Source organism: Campylobacter rectus (assembly GCF_004803795.1).
Lineage (GTDB): Bacteria > Campylobacterota > Campylobacteria > Campylobacterales > Campylobacteraceae > Campylobacter_A > Campylobacter_A rectus.
In genome coordinates this window covers 27,867-51,846 of sequence record NZ_CP012543.1, presented here as the reverse complement: position 1 = coordinate 51,846, position 23,980 = coordinate 27,867, and the positions used below count along the sequence as shown (strand labels likewise).

Here is a 23,980-nt window from a genome sequence, read left to right as displayed (position 1 = left end):
ATTTAAACCCTAAAAAAGTGTATAATTTTGCAAATTTAAAGGACGACGATGAGAAAAATATTGACATTTTACGCACTCAGCGCGCTGGCTTTAGGCGCTCAAAACGCATGCGAGGAGTACGTGAATCAAAGCAAAATTTACCTAAACGAGCTTTACGAAATAAAATCTAAGCAGCTAAAAGACGATCCGCAGGCCTTTAGGCTCTTTGAGCTTAAATTTAGCGAGCTACAAAAAGCGCAGGATGGCCAAGCGGCGTTAATTATACAAAGCGGCGACGAGAAATTTTGCGAGCGCGAATCGGCCAAGATAAAATCTATGCTAGACGAGATGAGGGCGGAGAAAGCGCAAAAGTAGGCCTGCTTTATAGAAAATTTGAGCCGCTTTTGCCAAGTAAAGCTAAAAAGCTCTACGGGCAAATTTTAAATCCGCCAGAGCTAGTTTGACGAGCTTTTTATTGCAAATTTGACGTAGCCTATTTAGCCCAAATCACAAAAATGCGCTTTATCGTAGCCAAATTCAAACCATCCTAAACCGCATTGTTTAGATCCCAGTCTATCGGCGCTTTGCCGTGCTCGGCGAGATATAAATTCGCCTTTGAAAAGTGCCTGCAACCAAAAAACGCGCCGCGCGCTAACGGGCTTGGATGAGCCGCCGTTAGTACGAGATGTTTGTTGGCGTCAATGAGAGGGATTTTGGCCTTAGCGGGGTTGCCCCAGAGCATGAAAACGACGTTCTCGGCGCATTCGCTAAGCCTCCTGATAGCAGCGTCCGTGAACTCCTGCCAACCGAAATTCGAGTGCGAGTTGGCCTGCCCCGCGCTAACGCTTAGCGTCGCGTTTAGTAGTAGCACGCCCTGCCTCGCCCAGTAGCTCAGATCGCCCGAGTTTGGCTCCGCGATACCCAGATCGTCGCGGATCTCCTTATAGATGTTGGCCAGGCTCGGCGGGATTTTGACGCCGCGCGGCACGGAAAAGCTTAGCCCCATCGCCTGCCCCGCACCGTGGTATGGGTCTTGGCCCAGGATCACGACCTTGACGGCGCTAAACGGCGTGAGATTAAAGGCGTTAAATATCAGCGCATTTGGCGGATAGACCTCGCCCGCAGCCTTTGCTCGCAGGAAATTTTCCTTCACGCGGGCGAAATTTTCGCTCAAAAACTCCTCTTTTAGCGCCTCTTTCCAGCCGGCTTCGATTTGGATTTTATCGATTTGCATTTGCATGTTTTTCCTTTGTTAAATTTTGCCGATTTTGTTTGGCCGACTCTATTTTTGCCGCGCCTTTAGGCTCCAATGGCATAAATAAGTCGCCGTAAATTTGCGTTCGCAAGCCGATAAAATCAGCTAAATTTATATTTACTCGGCGGCTTAGATCCGTTTACACGGATGCGACAAACCTGCTCAAATTTGACGCTAAACCGGGGCGGCGGCGTTCCCGGCCGTTTTGTTTCAAATTTACCGCCTTGCTTAGCTTATTTTAAGACAAATTTGAGAAATAATAGCCAAAAAATATTTAAAATTTAGGGCGTTAAGATACGGTAAAAAATTTAGGGCGCACTACCCAAGCGTTTTTTGCGCAAAAACGGCTACGAATTTTAAATTTGCAAAAAGGACGAGTGCGGTAAAAAGGCGAACATTTTAAAATTTGCTGTATAATTTAAACTAAATTTTAAATAAAAGGAAAGCGATGTCGGAGCAAATTTTCGAGAAATTAAAAGAGCTGCTAAGCACGCAAAATGCGGACTTCCGCGCGGTATCTCACGCTAGCGCTAAAACCTCGGCCGAGGTCGCCGTAGCGCGCGGAACGGAGCTAGGGCAGGGGGCTAAGGCGCTCGTTTGCGTCGTAAAAGGCGGGGTCGCTAAACGATATGTTTTAGCCGTACTGCCGGCGGATTACAAGGCTGATTTACAGCTCATCGCACAGGCGCTTGGCGGCACTAGAGCAAGCCTAGCAAGCCCCGATGAGGTCATACGACTAACCGACTGCATCTTTGGTAGCGTTCCGCCGTTTAGCTTTCATGAGGAGCTAGAGCTGATCGCCGATCCGAGCCTGTTTGTGCGCTATGCAGAGCTCGCCTTTAATGCAGGCTTACTGGATCGCTCTATCATTTTAAACACGAAAGATTATGAACGCATCGCACGGCCGAGATTGGTCAAATTTGCAACGACGGAGTGAAAAATTTTGTTTAAAAAGGCTGAAATTTGATCGAAGAAATACGGCAAACAACGATAACCAAAGATGATTTTTCGAGCATAAATTTGACGGAAATACTCAAAGATACAAAATATTTTCATGATTACAGTTCTAAATTCGCGGACTTGTGCAAGGAAAATTTTAGCAATGGAAATTTAAAAGCTAGCAAAGTGTTTTATTTACTAAGAAATGCTTACTCTATGGCTTTAAAACCGGGAAGCTTAAACGAACCATATGAAGCTGGATACATCTGGGGCAATAGCAGATCAGCGATATTAGAGGATTTTACCGAGCAAGATTTGGAATTTTTCGAGAGTATTTTGGATGAAATAACCGATTGCAGATTAAAATCAAGGATGGCGGATATTTTATGGATTTTAAAAATTCCCAAAAATATAAAATTTTTAGAGATCGCCATAAATGAATACTCGAAAATATCTCTAGAGCCAAAGTCGCTAAACCAATTTAATATAGATGCGTTTGAAAGGGCTATCAGGCTATCGCTATTATCCAAAATCACAAAAAATCAATACGCCGAAATACTAAATAAAATTTTAGAATGTTTTAATAAGGCGGAGCCGACCGATCAATACTACTGCTTAAGGATGTCGTATTTATTGGATATCGCGGAGCTGAACAGAAAACTGCAACCAAGCGTAGCTGAAAAATTAGAAAATTTTGCCGATACTTTTGCCAAAGGGGAAGAATTTATAGCGGCGATAGACTATTATCAAGAGTCGCAAAAATGGTATAAGAAGCTCAAAAATAGCCCCAAAATAGCCGAAACTGCACTTAAAATAGCTAATATCTTAATAGAAAAAGCAAAAGAAAGCGGCGCTATATCGTCAAAAATATACCTAGAGCAAGCACTAAAAGAGCTCAGAAGTATTCCTGCAAAAGATAGAAATGAGCTCGGAATCGATCAAAAAATAGACGAGATACGCAAGCTGATAGAGCAAAATAACCAAGATATTAGAAGCGAAATGAGCTTGATTGCTGTCGATAAGATCGATATTTCGCGTTATCAAAATAATGCAAAGCTAGCAGTAAAAGGCAAGCAACTATCTGAAGCGGTATTATGCCTAGCTAATATCACAGCAAATCCACTATATGAAGATATCAAAAAGTCATCCGAGAACCTGCTAAAGAAACCCCCGCTTTCAAATTTTATTACTCAAACTTACGTAGATGCCGACGGAAGAAAATTGTCGCAAATAACTACAAAAGATGACCGATTAAAACATGAAATGTACCAGCAATACCATGTATATGTCGAGTTGGCGGTAGACTGCAGGATACTGCCTGCATTTTGGCAAATTTTAGAGGAACATAGAGTGTCTATGTCCTGCATTTATAATATTTGCAGAAATTCTAGCGTAGTTCCTGCTGACAGGGCAGATATCTGGGCGCAAGGTTTGTATTACGGTTTTGATAGAAACTTTTTGGTTTCAAGCCATTTGTTGATACCTCAAATAGAGCATTTGGCGAGAATTTTATTGCAACAAGAAAAAATCCCTACGACTACTATCGATAAAAACGGCGTAGAATCGGAAAAAAGCATAAACTCGCTTTTGCAAGAATCAAAAATATATGAATTGCTCGGGAGAGATTTGACGGAAGAGCTAAAATTTTTACTAACGGAGCCGATAGGCCTAAACTACAGAAATAAAATATGTCACGGACTGGTCGGCGGATCTCCAAGCGATGCCGATATTTATATTTGGTGGCTTTGTCTTAAACTGGTGGTTAATAACTGCGTTTTATTTGGAGACACTTGCCGGAATTAATCGCCTTAGCTTGCGGATAAATACGTAATAAATTTTATAATTAAGCAAAATAGTCCCAAATTTGAAACAAAAATATGGCTAAAAAATATTTAAAACATTGAAAAATGGATAATTTGAAAGGTGTTTAGATAGTGGCCGGGAGATAGGGATTCGAACCCCAGGAGGCTTTCACACCTCAACGGTTTTCAAGACCGCCGCTTTCGACCGCTCAGCCATCTCCCGTAAAAATATGCGGCTAATTATAGCCAAATTTATTCGGTTTTTTCCTTAATATAAGAAGCGCCTTTATTGACTTTTTCCTTTGACCACTCGACGGCGTTGTTTGTGTCCTCTTTGACGCCGTGCCAAGTGTTTGAGCAGCCGACCACAAAAAAAGCAGTAGATAATAGCATTAATAAATAACGCATTTTCTCTCCTTAAATTTTGGAGGCGACACCCGGATTCGAACCGGGGATCAAAGCTTTGCAGGCTCATGCCTTACCACTTGGCTATGTCGCCTAAAAGTCAATGGTGCCCGAAACCGGACTTGAACCGGTACGGTAAAAAATACCGAGGGATTTTAAGTCCCTTGCGTCTACCATTCCGCCACCCGGGCAAATTCCCTAAATTTAAAACCGATGGAGCGGGAAACGAGATTCGAACTCGCGACCCCAACCTTGGCAAGGTTGTGCTCTACCCCTGAGCTATTCCCGCATTTTTTGAAAAAGATGATTTTAGCCGATTTTTGCTTAAAATTTTATTTTATTTTATCAAATTTCAAAATTTCGTAAGATAAAAATGATATAATTCCAAAATCTTTTTCGACGATTGGGGTTATAGCTCAGCTGGGAGAGCGCTTGAATGGCATTCAAGAGGTCGGCGGTTCGATCCCGCTTAACTCCACCATTTATTTTTCCCGTTGATTTTACAGCCGAGTCGTCAAAAAACACTGATACGCCGCTCTCAGACGAATTTGCAAATTTCGATCAAATTTAGAAATTGTAATTAATATTATAACCTTCAAAACGATACTTCATACTATTTTATATAAATTTATAATAATTTCATTTTAAGCTTGCTTGTGATAGTATCGATAAAATTTAGCACGAGAAATAAAATGCAAGACTACTCCGTTTTAGACGTTTTATCCAACAAAAAAGTCCTTTGCTTGGAGGATGAGCCTTACATATTAAAAAATATGATAGACTCTCTCGAGCTGTTTTTCGCCGAAGTAAAAGGCGTAAAAGACGGTCTAGAAGCACTCGATGAAGCTATGAGCGGCTCGTACGACGCGCTCATCCTAGACGTCAGCGTCCCGCACGTGGACGGTCTTGAAGTAGCTAAAAAAATCCGCTCTACAAACCGAAAAATCCCTATCATCATCATCTCAAGCCACACCGAACAAGAGTATTTGTGGCGAGCGGTCGAGCTAAAGATCACGAGATACCTCTCAAAGCCTTACGACAAAAACGCATTTATAGAGGCGCTCAAAGACGTTGCGCTAGAGCTCATCGACCACACGCCAGTGTTTAACATAAACGATGAACTAAAATACGACTTTAGTAAAAAAATCATATATATAAAAGATGAGGCCTGTCACCTCTCCAAAAGCGAGAGCAAGCTTTTAGAGTATTTTTTAAACAACAAAAACCAAACCGTAACCTACGAGCAGTTATTTGACTATATGTGGGAATTTGAGCAACCCACTAAAGAAGCCATCAAAACCATCGTAAAAGAGCTACGCCGAAAGATCGGCAAGGGCACTATCAGAAATTTATACGGCGTAGGATATCTATGTGAAGTCCAAATTTAAATTTATCGTCCTGCTGCTAGTCGTTTTATACGCCGCCGTGACGGTTTTAGTGTTTAACTTTTACCGAGATCTCGCACTAAAAGACGCCAGACAGGAGGCCTTTTACGTGCTTGATGCTATGAACGGCGTGCGCGACTACGTCTCAACGATCCAGCGCCCGCTCATAGAAGAGCTAAAAGAAGAGGGTGCGATAGACAAAGACCTTTTTGATCCCAGACTGATGTCCTCATCCTATATCACGCGTCAAATTTACAAAATCCAGCTCGCTAAAAAAAACATAAACTACGACTACAAGCTGATCGCAACCGATCCTCTAAATCCCGAGCACGAAGGCACGGAGTTTGAAAACGAAATTTTAGAAGGGTTTAAAGAGGGCAAATATGAAGTTTACTCCGACGTCATCGAGGATGAAAACGCCTCGTATTTTTTCGTCGGCCTTCCTATAAAAAATTCTCAGCCCTCTTGCATCGAGTGTCACAACATAAACAGCGCGCCCAAAAAAATGCTCGAACAATACGGAAATTTGAGCGATTTTAGAGGCAAGGTCGGCGACACGATAGCGATGATTAGCTTTAAAATTCCTATAAAAAGTATTTTACTTTATCATAAACAAGAATTTATCGTTAGCGGTATCGCGATCACGGCGATATTTGCGGCTTTTTTATTTTTCGTTTATAAAATTCACAAAAGTAACGAAAAAACCAAATTTCAAACCGAGCTTTTGATGATAAATCAAAGCCGCCTAGCCTCTATGGGCGAGATGATCGGCAATATCTCGCACCAGTGGCGCCAACCTCTAGCGCAGATTAGCTCGGCTCTAGTAAATTTAGAGCTTTATTCCGAGCGAGGAAAGCTAAGTCCCGAAAAGCTAAAAGAGGCCATCGAAGAAGCGGGTGAGCAAGTCAAATTTATGTCCGGCACGATCGAAGATTTTAAAAATTTCTTTAATCCGAATATGCCAAAGAGCGAATTTACCGCGTGTCAAGCGATCGATCAGGCTTATAAAATTTTAAACGCTTCTCTTAAAAAGCATGTCATAGATATAAAGGTAGAGATAAAAGAAAATTTCGTGCTTTACGGAAATATAAACGAGCTTATTCAAATTTTAATAAACATCATAAATAACGCCAAAGAGGCCTTTTTGGGCGCGCCCAAAGAAAATAGGCGAATTTTGATCACGGCGTTTAAGCAAGGCGGCGAGCAAGCGATCACCCTAGAAAACAACGCCGGGAACATCGACGAAGCACTCATCGCCAAAATTTTTGAGCCGCATTTTACGACGAAAAAATCGGGTAGCGGCCTTGGGCTATATATGAGCAAGATCATAGCCGAAAAAAACAATGCGACGATAAAAGCCAAAAACATAAATCAAGGTGTAATATTTACAATTAGTTTCAAAAATTCATAATTTATTAATTTTCCCCTTTTTTTGCCCTTTTTTCTCGGTAATATTCTCAATACGAAATCGTTTTGATTTTAGACCCACATTTTAAAGGAGGACACATGAGAAATTTCAGTAATGTCTTACTCGGTTTACTCATGGGCGTTAGCATCTTCGCATCGCAAGCCTGTTGTGAAGAGCATAACATGCAGATGTCCCAAAGCGCGCGAGATGTAATCGCGAACCCCAAGGGCACACTGCAAAGCAGAGGCGTCATATCCTTGCAAGACTATATCTTGGAAGAGCAAGAGATGTATGACTGGTTATTTAAAAACCACCCTATTTTTACAAAATACGGCGGTAAAACGGTCGGTAAGCTTAGCGTTCACGACCGCGGACTGGAGTGGCTTGCCGAAGGACATGGCTTTGATATGTCAAAGGCCAGTAAAAGAGAGGGCGGTAAAGGCCTCAGCTCTATGATGTATAGGATACCTGCAGCTTCTTCGCTTCAGTTTCCGAATAAATTCATAGGTCCCGAAAAGTGCGGCGAGTGTCACCCGGCTCAATACGAAGTATGGAGCAGATCGCGCCACGCCACCACTATCCGCTTTCCGGGCGAGCACCCGGAGGTTAATAACAACTTAACCGATCCGGTATTTAGTCCGGACACCGCGTCTATCTTGCCTCAAGGCATTACTCCGGACGTCATTTACGCAACCGTCGGACACTTAAGAACCAAATTAGGCTTTGTCGATGCATGGCTACTACGCGGTACTTACCACATCGAAGGCGGTAATCTAAAAGACGGTACCGGTAAAGTCGTAGCCGGCGGTAACCAATTCCAAAGAACATGGGCGTTAAATTTAACCCCTGAAGTCGTCAAGAAAATCAAAGAATTCGTCCCGGAATTCCCCGAAACTCTTGAAGAATACGGCGATAACGGCGGTTACGTAAGAGGTCTAGCCTCATACGCCGCTAAATACAAAAAGTCGATGTTTTTCCAAGCAAACGGCTCTTACTGCGAGGTTTGCCACCCGTTCAAATTCGACTTTAAAACCAAGAAAGAATTTTATGCCGCTCTCGGTAATGCTAAAGAGCTTCGAAAGCACACGATCTCTAAAGGCATAAGCTGCGAGGAGTGTCACGGAGCCGGCGGTCACCTTGACGGTGCTACGAGTTTTAGAACCTCAAACTGCGAACGCTGCCACCAAAGATTTAACTATAGCCCTGATCTTGCTCGCGCTAATCCGCTAAACAACGGTAAGCCCGACCTATCTCTAAGCTCTAAATTTAAATCAATGGGACCGGGATGCGGATCAGAGGGTTCTCAATCATACTTCACCGCTCACTATGATAAAGGTATGCGCTGCACCACTTGCCACGATCCTCACGACAACACAGGTCCGGTCGTAGGCGATAAGACGATTAAAGGCGTAAACTACAACTCAGAGCAAGGCTATCTAAGTGCGCTTTACACTAAACCAAAGATTAGAAAAGACTGCAAAGATTGCCACAAAGAGCAAGCTTATATCGCCGCAAGAGCCGATACGCATAAGGACAACACTTGCGCATCTTGCCATATGCCGTTTATGATGAGCTGCGAAAACTTCTACGCTATCCAGTTCCAAGACAACGCGGGATTTGATACTCAAAGAAGATCTCACATCTGGAAGATCGATATCGATCCTACTCGCAAAACTCTAGTCCCGGGCGACGCTGCTAAAGGACCGAGAGATACGAAAGATTGGCACTTCCAAAGAGATAAAAACGGACACAACTTCGTCGATCTTATGTGGGCGTGCGCTAGAACATCTTGGGCGGATAAAGATATGCAAGATACAAAAGGTTGCCACAGCCCTGTCGTTTCAGAGCTAAAACCTACCCTTCACTTCAAGAACCAAAAACAGGTTTATGACGAAGTAATGGGATGGCAAAATCCTGTTAAAAACGACTTCTCTCAAGTCAAGATCGGCATCGAGGGAATTTACGCTATCTTAGAGACTAAGAAACTAGGTTCTACCGATAAGACAAGAGTCTATGAGCTAATCGAAAAAGCGCAAGACACTATCGACTTGTTACAAAAAGACGGCTCATGGGGTATGCACGGCTTTAAATACACCAAACAAAGACTTGACGCTTCTAAAGAATACATCAAAGAAGCTCAAAGAATCATAAACAACAATTTATGATAAATTCGCAGGGGTCGCGTTCGCGCGACTCCTTCTAAATTTAAAAGGTAAAAGCTATGCAATTTAAATTTTATAAACGTCTATTTCCTGCCATTTGTATCGCGGCCAGTTGCGCTTTGTGCGTAAGTGCCGCCGAAAAAGAGGCGATGACGCAAACTCAAAAAGAATCATACGGTATCGGATTTTCAACGGGAACTTATATCGCAAATCAACTGGTAAAACAAGAGAAACTAGGCGTCAAATTTGACGCAAATTCCTTGATTGAAGGCTTTATGGACGCCTTTAGAAAAGAGCAAAAACTAAAAGACGAAGATATTATTTCGCTTTTAAACGAGCGCGACGAGAGATTAGACAAGCTAACCCAGATCGCTCAAAAACAAGCGCTTGAGACAAATTTAAAAAACGGTAAAGAATTTATGGCCAAAAATGCCAAAAACAAAAAGGTCAAAACGACCAAATCCGGACTTCAATACGAAGTTCTAGCCCTCGGCGACGGCGATAAGCCAAAGCGCGAGAGCATCATAGTAGCGAACTACAAAGCGTATTTGATAGACGGCACGGTGTTTGAGGACACCGGCGACAACAAAACGCCGGCCCATCTATCTATGATAAATTTAATAGACGGCTTACAAGAAGGGTTACTTATGATGAACGGCAACTCAAAATACAAATTCGTCATCCCGCCGGAGCTTGGATATGGAGATGAGGATATAGAGAGCGTGCCTCCGGGCTCGACGCTCGTGTTTGAAATCGAGCTGATAAAAGCATTAAAGCCGGGCGAACTAGCCGGCGAAGCAAAGAAGCTAAGCGAAACTCAGCCGCGAAATTTTCACGGCGCGCATAGCCACGGAAACAGCGTAAGCAGATGAGGTAAAATCCATACAAATGGAGAAAATAAAATGAAAGAGCAAAATTCAAGAAGGACGTTTTTTAAATACCTAGCCTCGGGCACAGCCGCACTCGGCGCGGCTAGCGCGTTTGGCAAGAGTATAAATTTAGACGCCGAAGCGAAAGAAGGCGGGAAAAAGCCGCACTACGGTATGATATTCGATCAAAACAAATGCGTGGGCTGTACCGACTGCGAGATTGCGTGCAGGAAGGTAAATTTGGTCCCGAAAGGCCAGATGAGGCTTTTTATCCAGGACAAAACCGATCCGCTAAATTTGAAAGAAAAGCGCTATGTCAGGGTATCTTGTCAGCAGTGCCAGGACGCACCGTGCGTGAGCGTGTGCCCGACTAAAGCCTGTCACAAGGACGAAAAAACCGGCATCACGACGATGAACACCGATGATTGCATCGCCTGTAAATACTGCATCGTCGCCTGTCCTTACGACGTGCGCTTTATAAATCACGAAACAAGAGCCGCAGAGAGCTGCAACTTCTGCTTGGATACGAATTTAAAGGACGGTCACGAGCCGGCCTGCATCGAGGCGTGCAGATACGAGGCGATCGTGTTTGGCGATCTAAACGACGAAGAGTCGCACATCAGCAAGCTACTTCGCGTAAAAGATAGCCTGCGCATGCATCCTGAGTGCGGCACGAAGCCTAGCCTGCGCTATATTCCTGCGGTTAGATTGGGGGTGTGATATGAACGGAGCCATAAATTTCACTGCGACCTTCTCGCACGGCGTGGAGTGGGGCTGGCCGATCGCAGTTTATCTTTTGCTAGCGGGTATGAGCGGCGGCGCTTTAGTAGTTGCGATCCTTGTTAAGCTTTATAAAAAGCAAACCGAAAGCACGCCGCTGTTTAAGGCTGCGTCGTTGCTTTCATTGGTCACTATTTTGCTCGGTATGGTTTGCCTCGTAGCCGATTTGGAGCGGCCGCTACTTTTTTGGAAAATTTTGATCAATTACAACTTCACCTCGGTTATGTCCGTGGGCGTGGCGGCGCTTTGCGTTTATATCCCGCTTAGCTTCGTAGCCTGTCTTTACGCGCTTGAGAGCGAGTTAGGGGAGTTTTTGACGCATAAATTTACGTTTTTAAAAGGGCTTTTTGCGCTTGTGATGAAAATTTTAAACGCGCTTCGCCTGCCGCTTCTTGCGCTCACGCTTGTTTTTGCGATTGCGATCTGCGCCTATACGGGATTTTTGATCTCGGTTTTAGTTAGATTTCCTATCCTAAATACCGCCGTTTTGCCGGCGCTTTTCGTGGCATCGGGCTTATCGGCGGGGATTGCGGGCTCAAGCTTAATAGCCGCATTTTTCTTTAAAGAAGACTTGCACGGCGGCGATCTTAAAATTTTACACGCCGTCGAGTGGCCGGTTTTAGCGATGGAAATTTTACTTATCGGTATGATTTTCGTTTCGCTAGTAACGGGCAGCGACGTGCAAAAAGCCGCCAGCATCGCCTTTAAGAGCGGATTTTATGCGAAAATGTTTTGGCTAGGCGTCGTTGGCATAGGCTTTTGCGTGCCGCTCGTTTTAAATTTTATGCTCGGCAAAAAGGTCGCGCATTCGCCGTTTGCATTTTATGCGAGCGCGCTAGCTAGCGTCATAGGCGTGCTGCTTCTTAGGATGTTTATTTTGTATGCAGGACAAACTTACGATATAATTATGTAAAATTGCGGAGGGTCAATGAGAGCGCTAAATTTATTAAATTTTTTTATATCTTATAAATTTGCGCTCTTGTTGCTCTTCATTTTGGCCGCCGGTGCCGGCGTCGCAACCTTTCTAGAGAGCATTTACGACACTCCGACGGCTAAAATTTTAGTCTATGAGGCGCTTTGGTACGAGATCGTTATGAGCGCGCTTGCGCTTTGTCTGCTCGGCATAATCATAAAAGCAAAGATGTGGCGCCGTTTTGGCTCATTTGTTCTGCACGCGGCATTTATCGTCATCTTTATCGGAGCGGCTCTGACGCGATATCTGGGCACCGAGGGCATCATCCACGTCAGGCAGGGAGAGAGCAAAAACGAGATGGTGAGCGTAAAGCCCTATCTGCAGATCCGCACTAAAGACGCATTTTTCGAATATCCACTAAATTTATCCCAAATCGGCGATAATAACTTCAGCTTTACGCAAAACATAAATTCCAAAAGCTTTACCGTCAAATTTGACTCCTACAAACCCGCTCCAAAGGGCGAGCAAGGCACTCTCGCGATAAAAGCGGGCTTTGAAGGCGGGCGCGAGCAGTCGGCTAAAATCCACGGCGGCGTGGGCTGGCTGGGCGAGCCTAGCGTGCTAAATTTCGACGGCGAGGAAATAATGCTAAGCTGGGGCTCAAAGCTAGTTAGCTTGCCTTTTTCGATAAAACTTATTAAATTTGAGCTTGAGCGCTACCCCGGCTCGCAAAGTCCGTCATCCTACGCCAGCGACGTCGAGGCGGTCTCGGATGCGGGCGAGATTTTAAAAAGATATAAAATTTATATGAATCATCCGCTAAATTTCGAAGGTTTTAAATTTTTCCAGTCTTCTTACGATACGGATGAGCTAGGCAGCGTGCTAGAGGTCAATCGCGACCCGGGCAAAATTCCGACTTATATCGGCTATTTCTTGCTTTGCGTCGGCGTAGTGGGAAATTTTTTCACCAGGCAAAGCAGATTTTTACGGCTCATAAATTTTATCAAAAACAGCCGCTTTTCGCTCATCGCGGCTTTTGTCACACTTACTTTTTTAAATTTTAATGCAAACGCGCAGGAGCGAAACGAGAGCGAGATTTTAAAAACTTTTGCCACAAACACCGCCGTTCATACAAAAGGCGCATTTGCCGAGCTTCTCGTGCAAGACTATATGGGTAGGATAAAGCCCCTTAGCACCGAGGCAAGCGAGATCGTAAATAAAATCTCGGGCGCAGACTCGCTTTATGGCCTAAGCGCCGAGCAAATGGTGCTGGGGATGAACATAAACCCTGCGTTTTGGCAAGAGCTAAAAATCATCAAGGTAAAAAATGCGCAGATAAAAAAGCTCTTAAATTTAGACGGCGATTATGCGAGTTTTAGAAGCGTATTTGACGCAAACGGCGAGTACAAGCTAGCCGCGCGGGTCGAGGCCGCGAACGAAAAACCGCTCCGGGAACGAGGCACGCTCGATAACGATCTCATCAAATTCGACGAACGGTTAAATATCGCCTATCTTACGTTTAAGGGCGCGTTTTTTAAATTTATCCCGATCCCAAACGACCCGCAAAACGCGTGGCTCTCGCCAAACGACGCCTTTAACAACGAAAAAGTGGGCATCGACGTAAAAAGTGCGCTAAACGACTATCTGACGGGTCTGCAAGAGGGCATAGCGGACAACGACTGGAGCAAGGCCGACGCTGCACTAGCAGAGCTAAAAAACTACCAGCGAGCGGCCTCGGGCGAAATTTTACCAAGCGAGCGTAGAATAGAAGCCGAGGTTTTTTACAACCACGTTTCGATATTTAAAAAGTTAGTTTATTTTTATTGGATTTTAGGCTTTAGCGCGCTGGGCCTAGGGCTTGCCTCGATATTTTTATCGCGCAGGATTTTATCGCTCGAGAGGGCTATATTTGCCGCATTTACGATAGGCTTTGCGGTGCACACGGCGGCTCTAGCTCTTCGCTGGTATATCTCGGGACACGCGCCTTGGAGCGACTCGTATGAATCGATGATCTATATCGGCTGGTCAGGAGCGCTAGCCGGGATGATATTTTTTAGGCGTTCATTGCTGGCTCTAGCGGCGGCAGCGCTACTGGCGGGCATCGTGATGCTCGTGGCTCATATGAGCTTTGTAAATCCTCAAATCACAAATTTAGTGCCCGTGTTAAAGTCGTATTGGCTTAGCATCCACGTCTCGGTCATCACTGCCAGTTACGGATTTTTAGGGCTTGGTTGCTTGCTGGGGTTAATCGCGCTAGGGCTAATGGCGTTTAAAAACAAAGCCAACGAAGTCCGCCTAAACGAGCAGATAAGATATATCGCCGCGATCGATGAAGCGAGCCTGATTATCGGCATTTGCCTACTGACGCTGGGGAATTTCTTCGGCGGGATCTGGGCAAACGAGAGCTGGGGGCGCTACTGGGGCTGGGATAGCAAGGAGACTTGGTCTTACGTCTCGATCCTGGTTTATGCGATAGTATTACATCTACGCTTGATACCTAGGCTAAATTCGCTCTATGTCTTTTTGACGGCTTCGGTGTTTGCCTACGCCTCGATCGTGATGACGTATTTTGGCGTAAATTTTTACCTAACAGGTATGCACTCTTACGCCGGCGGAGATCAACCGCAAATGTCAAATTTAGTCTATCTCGCGCTTGGCTTCGTGCTTTTGGCAACGGCGCTAGCCTTTAAAGGGCGCAACGTAAAAACAATATGAAAAGGAAAAAAATGTTTAAAAACTACGCTAAAGCCGCAAATACCGGCAAATTTAAGAAAATTTTGCTAGCTGCGAGTCTTTTGTTTACCGGCGCTAATGCGGGCTTCATCCAAGAGGGCATACAAGCTCAGCAAAGCGGCGATCACAAAAAGCTGATAGAGATCTACGAAAAAGCCTGCCACGAGGAAAATAAAGCTTCGGGCTGCTATAATCTTGCCGTGGTGTATTTCGAAGGCACGGGCGGCGTGGAGAAAAACTACGAAAAGGCGATAAAGTTATACCAAAAAGCCTGCAATGCCAAATTTGCGCTTGCTTGCAACAACCTAGGCTATATCTACGAGAGCGGCAACGGCATAGATCAAAATTTCACCAAAGCCGCAGCTTATTACGAAAAAGCATGCCAAGATAACGAAGGCTGCACTTCGCTAGGGCTTTTATACGCAAACGGCGCAGGAGTCAAAACCGATATCAAAAAGGCGATCTCGCTCTATACCAAAGCCTGCGACTACGGCGATATGATGGGCTGCAATAACCTAGGCTACCTCCACCTTGAGGGTATGGGAGTAGAAAAAGACTATGGCAAGGCTAAAGCCTTTTACGAAAAAGCCTGCGCCGGCGGCATAGGTATCGGCTGCGACAATCTAGGCTTTTTATACGCATTCGGACAAGGCACGGAGCAAGACTACGGCAAAGCTAAAGAATTTTACGAAAAAGCCTGCGCTCTAAGCTATGACAAAGGTTGCAACAACCTAGCCATAATGTACGCCGAGGGCAAGGGCGTCAAAGCCGATAACGCAAAAGCCAAAGAGCTCTTTGAAAAAAGTTGCGAAAAAGGGCTAAAAATCGCATGCGAAAATGCGGAGTTTTTAAAATCGATAAGTAAATAAGGTTTAAAAAACCAAATTTTATTTTAAGGAGACAATATGATTTTACGTTCTGTTTTAGGTTCTGCGCTACTGGCGGCGCTACTTTTCGGTGCCGGAGCAAATGAACAAGCCGGCAAAATGAAACCGATGTTTCAAAGCGTAGATCCGAGCAAGGCTACGCTTGTAGGAAGTGGCGAAGATAAAGAATACTGCGCCGTTTGCGGAATGAATTTGGTAAAATTTTATAAAACCAACCACGTTTGGAACGGCAAGCAAGTAGCTTCTCTGCACTGCTTGTACGAGCTAACTGAGGGAAAAATTCCAAGCGATGCGCAAGTCGTCGATACGAAAAATCTAAATTTGATCGATGCAAATAACGCCTTTTACGTCGTGGGCAGCAAGATCGGCGGCACTATGACGCGCAATAGCAAATACGCCTTTTCAACCGAGGCCGACGCGAAAGAATTCCAAGCCGAAAACGGCGGCGAGATAATGAGCTTTGCCAAAGCCTACGAGATCGCGGGGCAGGACTTTGAGGGCGACAATAAAATGATAAAAGCCAAGCGCGAGGGCGGCGTTTACGCGCACGGTAAAGAATTTTACGAAACAAACTGCGCTAAAACCGAAGCGAAAAATTTCAAAGCCATCTCCGAGCTTAAGGCTCATCTCAAAAAAACTTGCGACGCAAAGGGCGCAAGCAAGGCGCCTGATTACGACAAGCACATACAAGCTGCGGCGCTGTATCTATGGGATGCGCCGGCTAGCTTAGGCGCGGGCGATCAAAGCTCAAAATCTAAGCAAAAAATGCAAAAATCCGAAAGAATCGTCGTTCCAAAAGGCGCACGCTGCCCGGTCTGCGGCATGTTAGTGGGCAAAAACCCAAACTGGGCGACGATGATAAAAACGGATAAAGAGGAGTTTTACTTCGACGGCGTCAAGGATATGATGAAGTATTATTTTGAAAAAGGCGGCCAATTTGAACAAATTTACGTCAGCGACTACTACAAGCTAACTAAAATCGACGCCAAAAGCGCTTTTTACGTCTCGGGCTCAAACGTGTTCGGACCGATGGGCAACGAACTTATACCGTTTGCCAGCGAAGAGGATGCTAAAACCTTCGCCAGAGATCACGGCGGCAAAAAGATTGTTAAATTTGACGAAATAACGGCGCTTATGCTCGAAGGGCTGATGTGAAATTTATCTGTGTTTTAGCAGGCTTTTTTGCAGCTCTTTACGTTTTTATCGCGGTGCACTATTTAAGCTTTGATAGAGCGGGCAAAGAAGCCGGGCTAAATTTGATCCAAAAATCCGTCAAAGACGCGCAAATTTCAACGAATTTTATTTCAAAAGAATACGGGAAATTCGTCTATGCTAAGTAAAAATTTTATCGATTACGCCGTAGCGCTACTTTACAAAGACCGTGCCGATCACGCTTTTAGTTTTTTTATTTTCGCTTTTATCGTTTTTATTTTGAGCTCCGTTCTTCTTGTCTCAAGCTCCATCCAAAGCGATCTTATAAATTTAACCAACTCAAAACCCGAGGTTGTCGTCGAGGCTCTGCGCGCGGGCAAACGCGACCTGATGCACGACGGCTATATCTACGACGCCTCGAAGATCACGGGCGTAGCTAGCGTAGAGGGCGCGGTCGAGGGAGAGTATTATTTCGGACAAAAGAGGATATGGTTTCGCATCGTGGGCGATGAAAATTTAGACGAAAACGAGATGATCGTGGGCGAGGGCGTGAAAAAAGAGATGGCGGAGCTTTATTACGAGGACGTTTTCAACTTTCTAACGGAAGAAAAAATGATCTCTATTAAAATAAACAAAACCGCGCCGCATGAGACGGGCATCGTCTCAAACGATGTCATTTATATGAATCCGGTCACCGCGCGTGAGGTGCTAAGCCTAAAAGAGGGCGAATACACAAGGCTCTACGTCGAGGTGCCAAATCCTAATGAAATCAGCGAAGTGGCTCTAAAGATCCAAAATCTCTACCCAAATACCGAAGTTACCAGTATCGAGGACGGAGTAGCGAAAATAAGGCATCTTTACTACTACAAAGGCGGCATTTTTATGGTGCTTTACGTCGTGGCGATGGTTTCGTTTTTTATCCTACTGAAAAATCAAATTTCGCTCGCTTACGGCGAGAAGAAAAAGGAGATCGCGATACTTCGCAGTATCGGCTATTGCGTCAGAGACATCATCGCGCTTAAATTTATCCAAAACATCGTCGTCTCTTTTAGCGCGTATTTGCTAGGAGTCGCAGGAGCTTATATCTACGTGTTTTTGTTTGGCGCGCCGTTTTTGCGTGGTATTTTTCTAGGAGGCGAAATGGCGAATTTTACCGAATTTACTCCGGTGATAGACTTTAATATGCTATTTTTGCTCTTCGTTTTCAGCGTGATTCCATTTTTGGCATTTGTCATCATCCCGTCGTGGCGTATTGCCGTTAATGATATGAGCGAGGCGGTAAAATGAACGCGATAGAAGTAAAAAATCTCTGCAAAATTTATAATCAAAACAAACCCAACGAATTTTGCGCACTGAAAAATATAAATTTAAGCGTCAAAAGCGGCGAGCTAGTTATCCTAAAAGGCGTTAGCGGCAGCGGCAAAAGCACGCTACTTGGAATACTCGGCGCTCTTAGCAAGCCAAGCAGCGGCGAAGCGCTAATCAACGGGCGCAACGTCTCAAAGCTGCCCGATATAATGAGCTCAAATTTCAGGCACAGCGAGGTCGGATTTATATTTCAGTCCTTTAACCTGCTTGAGGGTCTTAGCGTCTATCAAAACGTGCTGGCGCCGCTTAGCCTAACCGGTCTTAAAAAGGCCAAGCTAAATTCGCAGATAGAGCGAGTGCTAAATCTCGCCAACATCGCGCACAAAAAAGATCAAATCGTCTCCAAACTAAGTGGAGGCGAAAAGCAACGATGCGCGATAGCAAGGGCGCTGGCGATGGATCCCGGTATCATCCTGGCCGACGAGCCGACGGCAAATTTAGACAAGCAAAACTCACTCATTTTCATCGAAATGTTACAAAAATTTAAGGAGCTAAAAAAGACCGTCGTCGTCGCTACGCACGATATTTTATTTGACGAGCTGGGCTTCGTAGACGGCTACATCAAAATGCAAAACGGAGAGATATCGTGAGTGTATTTTTATCCGACGAAGTCATCGCGTTTTTGCTGATCGAGCTTATTATCATCGTGCTGATGGGTATTTCGCAGTATTTTGTCGTGCGCATTATGCGCCGCTGGGACTTTAACTCGACGTCTGTTTTACAATACGACCTTGAAAAGCGCAACTATCTCGTAAATACGATTTTGTTTTTCACCGTAGTTTGCAAGATCGTTTTGTTCGTATTTTTCGCACTCTCTTTAAACGAGCTCGCAGACGTCGTGCCCGGCGCTATGTGCTCGGCCGGCGTCATCGGCTCAAATGAATTCGGCGGCATATTGCTGCTACTAAAACTGCTGCTCATTTTTGGTTTCGGACTGTGGCTTATTATAAATTCGCTTGATCTAAAGGCGACGAATTTTCCGTATTTAAAGCGAAAATACGTGATATTTACCGCGCTTTTTATCGGCGTTTTGATCGAATTTGCAGCAGAAGTTCTGTTTTTTAGCAACGTGCCTTTAAAGGTGCCCGTCTTTTGCTGCTCGGTCGTTTTTCAGGCGCCAAAGCTGCCTTTTGGCTATACGAAGTTAAATTTAGTCATCTTTTACTACGCCGTTTTTGCGGTCATTTTAACGCTAAATTTGCTCAAACAGACGATGGCGAGCTTTGTTTGCAACCTGCTGTTTTTATTTATCGCATACTACGCGATTACTTATTTTTTCGGGCTTTACGTTTATGAACAGCCAAATCACAAATGCCCTTACTGTATGCTAAAGGGCGAATATTTTTACATCGGCTATCTCATCTGGGGCTCGCTATTTTTGGGCATTTTTTACGGTATTGCGGCATTTTTAGTCGAGCTTATAACGAAAAATCCTTACGAGCATTTGCTTAAATTTTCCTCTTTTTGGCTGGCGGTAAATGCTCTTGTTTGTAGCCTTTTCGTCGCCAAATACTACCTTTTACGAGGAGTTTTATTATGATAAAGCAAATTTTCGCCGCGGCGCTGCTTATCGGCGTGGTGGCGCTACTTGCGTTTTCAGTCGATACCAGCGAGGGTAAAATCGTCGTTCGCCACGACAATGTAGAAAAAAAGCCGCTTGAAATCGAGCTTGGCAAATACCTCTGTTTTGAGAGCAAAGCCCTCATTACCGACCTAAACAACACGGCTCAAGCAGTGATGCCAAACGGCGATACATACTTTTTCTACGACATAGCAAACTCGTTTACGTGGCTGATGCGGCAAAAAAACAAAGACGACGTCGTATTGTGGGTCTATTCTCAAGACACCAGCCGCTATATCCTCGCTAAAAACGCCTGGTATTCACGCGTAGACATCACGCCGATGGGATATGGATTTGGCGCATACGAATTTCATACTTATAGCGTAAATGACAACTATTTTGAGGATGTTTTACTCTATGCGGCGCGCGGCGAAACATTGATAAATCCGCTTATTTTTATTTTGCTTTCGGAGAATAAAATTTAGCCTCGCTCTTTGCTTTAAAATATACGGAAAAATAGCAAAATTTAAGCGTTATTTATGGCATTTAGAGTATCATTATAGCAAGTTGACGCATGGGCGTTTTGCCTGTTTGTAATGCTTAAGCCTATAGCTTCGCTACACACTCGGCGCAATCACTACGCGCCGTGAAATCTCTCTAAATAATTTAAAATACCGAAAAAGGAACAGCGATGAGCGATAAAAATATTGTTAAAAAGGTCTGTGCCGAGCTTGAAATCACGCAAAAAGAGCTTGCCGTAAAACTAGGAGTGCACATAACCGCCGTGCAAAAATGGGTGGCGAACGCACAAAATTTACCGCTGCAAACGCAAAAGACGCTTGAGCTCGTGCTGGAAAATCATAAGCTAAAACAAAAAACCGAAAAAATCGATCAAATTTTACGGCTAATAGACGAGCTAAAAAGCTAATAAATTTTATTTTATAAATTTTAATTCATACAATCATTAATCTTTTTTATATTTTTAAATCTACGTTTAAGTTTTTACTAAAGAATTAATCTATATAATACCAGCCTTAATACATAATTAATATGTATTAAAAGTAAAAAATACCGCAAAAATTTTACTACTATTTGCGAGCTAATTTTCAAAAGGGGGCAAAAATGAAAATTTGTAAATTCGAAGAAGCCATTGCGCGACTTGGCAAACACTATGAATTTAAAAAAGAGTATGAGATATTTGAATATGAAATTTTAATGATAAAACAAAAAATAAGGATAAATTTTGGACTTGTAAAAGCCAAAAGAAAATGCGAGATAGTAAAGATAAGAGCAGTCAAGAAATAAATCGGGGAAGCTAAATTTCACGGATTTATTAAATTTACCCGCATTTTGGGAATTTTGTACGACAAGTGCAAAGCCACGAATCTCGCCTTGCGCTTAAAGTAGAGTAAAAAATTATGGCTCTCTTTAACTTAAGCTCACACAAAGGAGTAGTAAGTTACGATGAGAACTATGAAAAATAAGTATATAGTCCGTTCCCGAATTTCAGAGAAGAAATTTAGAGAAATTTTAAAGTATTTTGCGCAAGATATAGAAGCTACTAAAATAGCAAATTTAACCGGGATTTCTAGAATTTCCGTCAACAAAATTCTAAAAAATATCAGAATTTTAATGGCTAGTGAGTGTGAAAAAATTAGCAAGTTTAGTGGTGAGATTTCCAGCTCGCAAGCTCGCCTAGAAGCTTCGCTTTGAGATTGACGAAAGTTACTTCGGATCTAAAAGAGTAAGAGGAAAAAGAGGTAGAGGCGCAGCAAATAAAACACCGGTATTCGGTATGCTAAAGCGTGATGGTAAGGTCTATACCCAAATAGTTAAAAACTGCTCTGCTAGCGAGTTGATACCTATATTATCGCAATTTAGCGAATTAGACGAGAGCGTTAAATATTTAGATTGTTGGAAGGCCTATGATGGCTTGGTAGATTATGGAGCCAAAGCACACTACAGGGTAAAACACTCAAAGAATGAATTCGCTAACGGTAAAAATCATATAAACGGTATAGAAAACTTCTGGGGATATGCTAAACATAGATTATCTAAATTTAAAGGCATTAAGAAAGAGAATTTTTTGCTTCATTTAAAGGAATGCGAATTTAGATATAATACTAAAACTACACAGGAAAACTTATATCAGAAACTGTTGAAATTGATAAGAGAAAATCCGCTTAAGTTTAATTGAGCCAAAATTTATTATGCATTTAATATTTGCGCCGCCGATCAAATTTGCAAATCAATGCTCGTTCGCGCCGTCTCAAGTCTGTGTTTCCCGCCTAAAACGCCCAAATTTGCCGAATAAATTTAGCTCTCTACGCCGATTAAAACCACGCTTTTTAGCGGATTTACGCTGTTTTATACGTCTGCCGGCTAGAAATTTCGGCAAGATTGCGGCTGATGCTGTCTTCCGAGACGACAAAATCGTCATCGCAGAGCAAAACCAGCCTATGCGTAGAAGCGCATCCAACATCGCTTGACGCGGTTTTAAGACCAAGCTTGACGGCGCAGCCTATAAAACAGTCAAATTTACAAGTCTTATTTCGCATATAGCGCTATGCCAAACGCGCATAGCATCCAAATGCCGACCGTCTCGGTGCGTGGGTAGCTAACTACTAACTCCTTGCGAGGTTAGTATCTAACGTTATTAACCTTCAAAAAATCCCTCAACGCTTCGTATTCGCCGTTTTCAAAATATCGCCATTTGCCGGGCTTTAGCATGCCAAGATCTACGCGACCGAAACTAACGCGTTTTAGATCCATCACCTCAAGGTCGAAATATCCGAAAAAGCGGCGTAGTTCGCGGTTTTGTCCCTCGTTTATCACGACTTTTAGCTTCGTAAAACCGCCGCTTGAGCCAAAAATTTTATAGTCCAAAAACGGCCTAAATTCCATTGATTTTATTGCGGTTTTAGCATGCGCGCCCTTGGTGGCATCCGCAGCGAAAAAGCCCTCGTTCATCGCCGTTATCACCTCCGGCGTTATCTCGCCTTTTACCTTTAGATAATATTCGCGCTCTACGTCGCTGTTCATAAGCGCAGTTGCGATCGCCGGGGCGTCCGTTAGTAAAAGTAGCCCCTCGCTAGCATAGTCAAGTCGCCCGATACTAACAAATTTAGCAAACTGTCGGTCCAAACTATCATAGATCGTTTTGCGTCCGCGGTCGTCTTTTTTACTAACCAGCTCGCCTTTTTGTTTGTGATATACGATCACGGTAAATTCTTTTTTTAGCCTCACTATGCGGCCGTTTATTTTTACTTTATCCTCATCACTAACGCTAGTAGCCAGCTCGCTAACGACGCGGCCGTTTATGCTAACTTTGCCCTGCTTTATGAGCTCGTCGGCCTCTCTACGCGAATAACTCGTGTTATGCGATATAAATTTATTTAGTCTGCTTTTTTGCATTTTATAGTCCTAAATTTGCAAGGTCGTGGATGTGCAGAACGCCGACGGGCACGCCGTTTTCTACGATGGCCAGGAGCTGTATCTTGTGCCGCTCGATGAGCGCTAACGCATCGATCGCCAACATCTCTTTATCGTTTAACTCTTTTGGCTTTAGCGTCGCGTATTTGATCGCAGCGTCGTTTAGATCAAAGTCCTCTCTCATCAGCGCGCGCCTAAGGTCTCCGTCGCTTAAGATCGCGTCTAAAACCCCGTCTTTATCGACGATGAGGACGGTACCGAGTTTGCCGTGCGTCATAGTGTCGATCGCCTGCTTTAAGCTCGCATTCCAGCGAACTATCGGTAATTTTTCGCTTCTCATCACGTCTTTTACTTTTAAAAATAGCCGCTTGCCGAGGCTTCCGCCGGGATGAAAATTTGCAAAATCCTCTTTTTTAAATCCGCGCTTTTCCATCAGACAAACGGCTAACGCATCGCCCAAGGCTAACGTTAGCGTAGTCGAGCTAGTCGGTGCAGCGTCTAGCGGGCAAGCCTCCTTACTAACGTCAAGCTTCACAAAGGCGTCGCTAAATTTACCCAGCGTGCTAAATTTATCCCTCGCCATAGCAACTATCGGTACGCCGAAACGCTGCACGTGAGGTAGGATTTTGGTTAGCTCCTCGCTCTCGCCGCTAAAGCTGATAGCTAGCAGCGTATCGTCCTTGCCGATCATACCCAGATCGCCATGCATCGCCTCGGTCGGATGCATGAAAAAGCTAGGCGTGCCCGTGCTAGCAAGCGTCGCGGCTATCTTGGCGCCCACGTGTCCGCTCTTGCCCACGCCCGTGACTACGACTTTGCCTTTGGTTTTGTATAAAACCTCAACCGCTTTTTCAAATTCGCCGTCTAAAATCTCAGCATTTCTCGTTAGCTCGTTAGCTTCCGTTTTTAGCACGTTAGCGGCTATTTTGATTGTATCGCTCATTTTGCGC

General features: G+C 44.0%; 24 protein-coding genes, 5 tRNA genes and 2 pseudogenes. 22 read left to right on the top strand and 9 right to left on the bottom strand.

The genetic code is table 11. The features are described from left to right. Positions 1-48: 48 nt before the first annotated feature. A complete protein-coding gene (locus CRECT_RS00280; protein WP_002943140.1) occupies positions 49-354 on the top strand; it encodes a hypothetical protein in 306 nt (101 codons plus the stop codon). Between the two features lie 172 nt (positions 355-526). Here the strand turns inward: CRECT_RS00280 and ung are convergent, their stop codons facing one another. Further along, the gene (gene ung / locus CRECT_RS00275) at positions 527-1,213 is read right to left on the bottom strand and encodes a uracil-DNA glycosylase (protein WP_002943069.1); all 687 of its coding nucleotides are present in this window, start codon (positions 1,211-1,213) and stop codon (positions 527-529) included. 469 nt (positions 1,214-1,682) lie between these two features. On the opposite strand from ung, the gene CRECT_RS00270 reads away from it, so the two are divergent. The 3 genes and pseudogenes from CRECT_RS00270 to CRECT_RS00265 all read left to right on the top strand — a co-directional run bounded on the left by CRECT_RS00270 (position 1,683) and on the right by CRECT_RS00265 (position 3,976). Then, positions 1,683-2,171, top strand: a complete 489-nt coding sequence (locus CRECT_RS00270) for a YbaK/prolyl-tRNA synthetase associated domain-containing protein (protein ID WP_002943474.1) — start codon at positions 1,683-1,685, stop codon at positions 2,169-2,171. 26 nt (positions 2,172-2,197) lie between these two features. After that, positions 2,198-2,638 (top strand): annotated as a pseudogene (locus CRECT_RS13295) (DUF7380 domain-containing protein); the annotation flags it as partial. Between the two features lie 168 nt (positions 2,639-2,806). Continuing rightward, positions 2,807-3,976, top strand: a complete 1,170-nt coding sequence (locus tag CRECT_RS00265; RefSeq protein WP_171992653.1) for a DUF4209 domain-containing protein — start codon at positions 2,807-2,809, stop codon at positions 3,974-3,976. Between the two features lie 132 nt (positions 3,977-4,108). Here the strand turns inward: CRECT_RS00265 and CRECT_RS00260 are convergent. The 5 genes from CRECT_RS00260 to CRECT_RS00240 form a co-directional block, all read right to left on the bottom strand. Further along, positions 4,109-4,198 (bottom strand) — tRNA-Ser (locus tag CRECT_RS00260). A 29-nt stretch (positions 4,199-4,227) separates the two neighbouring features. Then, entirely contained in the window at positions 4,228-4,383 is a 156-nt protein-coding gene (locus CRECT_RS00255) for a hypothetical protein (protein ID WP_002943534.1), read from the bottom strand. A gap of 17 nt (positions 4,384-4,400) precedes the next feature. After that, positions 4,401-4,474 (bottom strand) — tRNA-Cys (locus CRECT_RS00250). A 10-nt stretch (positions 4,475-4,484) separates the two neighbouring features. Next, a tRNA-Leu gene (locus tag CRECT_RS00245) sits at positions 4,485-4,571 on the bottom strand. A gap of 23 nt (positions 4,572-4,594) precedes the next feature. Beyond that, positions 4,595-4,669: transfer RNA gene (locus CRECT_RS00240), tRNA-Gly, on the bottom strand. Between the two features lie 116 nt (positions 4,670-4,785). Between CRECT_RS00240 and CRECT_RS00235 the strand changes: the two genes are divergently transcribed. The 18 genes and pseudogenes from CRECT_RS00235 (at position 4,786) to CRECT_RS00150 (ending at position 21,795) form a co-directional block, all read left to right on the top strand. Next, positions 4,786-4,861, top strand: a tRNA-Ala gene (locus tag CRECT_RS00235). 211 nt (positions 4,862-5,072) lie between these two features. Then, positions 5,073-5,768 (top strand): response regulator transcription factor, encoded by a 696-nt coding sequence (locus tag CRECT_RS00230; protein WP_039887700.1) that lies wholly within the window; start codon positions 5,073-5,075, stop codon positions 5,766-5,768. Further along, positions 5,752-7,176, top strand: coding sequence for an ATP-binding protein (locus tag CRECT_RS00225; RefSeq protein ID WP_002943441.1), 1,425 nt, complete (start codon positions 5,752-5,754; stop codon positions 7,174-7,176). The genes CRECT_RS00230 and CRECT_RS00225 overlap by 17 nt, the downstream gene beginning before the upstream one ends. 95 nt (positions 7,177-7,271) lie before the next feature. Continuing rightward, positions 7,272-9,338, top strand: coding sequence for a cytochrome c3 family protein (locus CRECT_RS00220; RefSeq protein WP_039887669.1), 2,067 nt, complete (start codon positions 7,272-7,274; stop codon positions 9,336-9,338). Positions 9,339-9,394: 56 nt separating this feature from the next. After that, a complete protein-coding gene (locus CRECT_RS00215) occupies positions 9,395-10,207 on the top strand; it encodes an FKBP-type peptidyl-prolyl cis-trans isomerase N-terminal domain-containing protein (protein WP_002943470.1) in 813 nt (270 codons plus the stop codon). Positions 10,208-10,237: 30 nt separating this feature from the next. Further along, the gene (locus tag CRECT_RS00210; RefSeq protein ID WP_002943255.1) at positions 10,238-10,924 is read left to right on the top strand and encodes a 4Fe-4S dicluster domain-containing protein; all 687 of its coding nucleotides are present in this window, start codon (positions 10,238-10,240) and stop codon (positions 10,922-10,924) included. Between the two features lies 1 nt (position 10,925). Beyond that, complete coding sequence (gene nrfD, locus CRECT_RS00205) at positions 10,926-11,897, top strand: NrfD/PsrC family molybdoenzyme membrane anchor subunit (RefSeq protein ID WP_002943552.1); 972 nt, start codon at positions 10,926-10,928, stop codon at positions 11,895-11,897. Between the two features lie 15 nt (positions 11,898-11,912). After that, positions 11,913-14,612 carry a cytochrome c biogenesis protein CcsA gene (gene ccsA / locus CRECT_RS00200; protein ID WP_002943250.1) on the top strand — a complete coding sequence of 900 codons (2,700 nt, stop codon included), beginning with the start codon at positions 11,913-11,915 and terminating at the stop codon, positions 14,610-14,612. Positions 14,613-14,623: 11 nt separating this feature from the next. Next, positions 14,624-15,499 carry a tetratricopeptide repeat protein gene (locus CRECT_RS00195; RefSeq protein ID WP_002943405.1) on the top strand — a complete coding sequence of 292 codons (876 nt, stop codon included), beginning with the start codon at positions 14,624-14,626 and terminating at the stop codon, positions 15,497-15,499. A gap of 36 nt (positions 15,500-15,535) precedes the next feature. Next, positions 15,536-16,672 carry a nitrous oxide reductase accessory protein NosL gene (locus CRECT_RS00190; RefSeq protein WP_002943058.1) on the top strand — a complete coding sequence of 379 codons (1,137 nt, stop codon included), beginning with the start codon at positions 15,536-15,538 and terminating at the stop codon, positions 16,670-16,672. After that, on the top strand, positions 16,669-16,857 hold the full coding sequence (locus CRECT_RS00185) for a hypothetical protein (RefSeq protein ID WP_002943236.1): 189 nt from the start codon (positions 16,669-16,671) through the stop codon (positions 16,855-16,857). Before CRECT_RS00190 ends, CRECT_RS00185 begins: the two co-directional genes overlap by 4 nt. Next, positions 16,847-17,956, top strand: coding sequence for an ABC transporter permease (locus CRECT_RS00180; protein WP_002943555.1), 1,110 nt, complete (start codon positions 16,847-16,849; stop codon positions 17,954-17,956). The genes CRECT_RS00185 and CRECT_RS00180 overlap by 11 nt, the downstream gene beginning before the upstream one ends. Then, the gene (locus tag CRECT_RS00175) at positions 17,953-18,627 is read left to right on the top strand and encodes an ABC transporter ATP-binding protein (protein WP_002943282.1); all 675 of its coding nucleotides are present in this window, start codon (positions 17,953-17,955) and stop codon (positions 18,625-18,627) included. Before CRECT_RS00180 ends, CRECT_RS00175 begins: the two co-directional genes overlap by 4 nt. Then, a complete protein-coding gene (locus tag CRECT_RS00170; RefSeq protein WP_002943360.1) occupies positions 18,624-19,577 on the top strand; it encodes a hypothetical protein in 954 nt (317 codons plus the stop codon). Before CRECT_RS00175 ends, CRECT_RS00170 begins: the two co-directional genes overlap by 4 nt. Continuing rightward, positions 19,574-20,083, top strand: a complete 510-nt coding sequence (locus CRECT_RS00165; RefSeq protein WP_002943414.1) for a hypothetical protein — start codon at positions 19,574-19,576, stop codon at positions 20,081-20,083. Before CRECT_RS00170 ends, CRECT_RS00165 begins: the two co-directional genes overlap by 4 nt. 206 nt (positions 20,084-20,289) lie before the next feature. Continuing rightward, on the top strand, positions 20,290-20,526 hold the full coding sequence (locus tag CRECT_RS00160) for a helix-turn-helix domain-containing protein (protein ID WP_002943114.1): 237 nt from the start codon (positions 20,290-20,292) through the stop codon (positions 20,524-20,526). A gap of 194 nt (positions 20,527-20,720) precedes the next feature. Then, positions 20,721-20,903: a hypothetical protein gene (locus CRECT_RS00155; RefSeq protein ID WP_002943363.1), complete on the top strand. Its 183-nt coding sequence runs from the start codon at positions 20,721-20,723 to the stop codon at positions 20,901-20,903. 168 nt (positions 20,904-21,071) lie between these two features. Further along, positions 21,072-21,795 (top strand): annotated as a pseudogene (locus CRECT_RS00150) (IS1595 family transposase). A 160-nt stretch (positions 21,796-21,955) separates the two neighbouring features. On the opposite strand, the gene CRECT_RS00145 reads toward CRECT_RS00150, so the two are convergent. From CRECT_RS00145 to CRECT_RS00135, 3 genes are all read right to left on the bottom strand, one after another. Further along, positions 21,956-22,156, bottom strand: a complete 201-nt coding sequence (locus CRECT_RS00145) for a hypothetical protein (RefSeq protein ID WP_002943371.1) — start codon at positions 22,154-22,156, stop codon at positions 21,956-21,958. Between the two features lie 82 nt (positions 22,157-22,238). Next, positions 22,239-23,012 (bottom strand): pseudouridine synthase, encoded by a 774-nt coding sequence (locus CRECT_RS00140; protein ID WP_002943582.1) that lies wholly within the window; start codon positions 23,010-23,012, stop codon positions 22,239-22,241. 1 nt (position 23,013) lies between these two features. After that, on the bottom strand, positions 23,014-23,973 hold the full coding sequence (locus CRECT_RS00135) for a KpsF/GutQ family sugar-phosphate isomerase (RefSeq protein ID WP_002943141.1): 960 nt from the start codon (positions 23,971-23,973) through the stop codon (positions 23,014-23,016). Positions 23,974-23,980 lie beyond the last annotated feature (7 nt).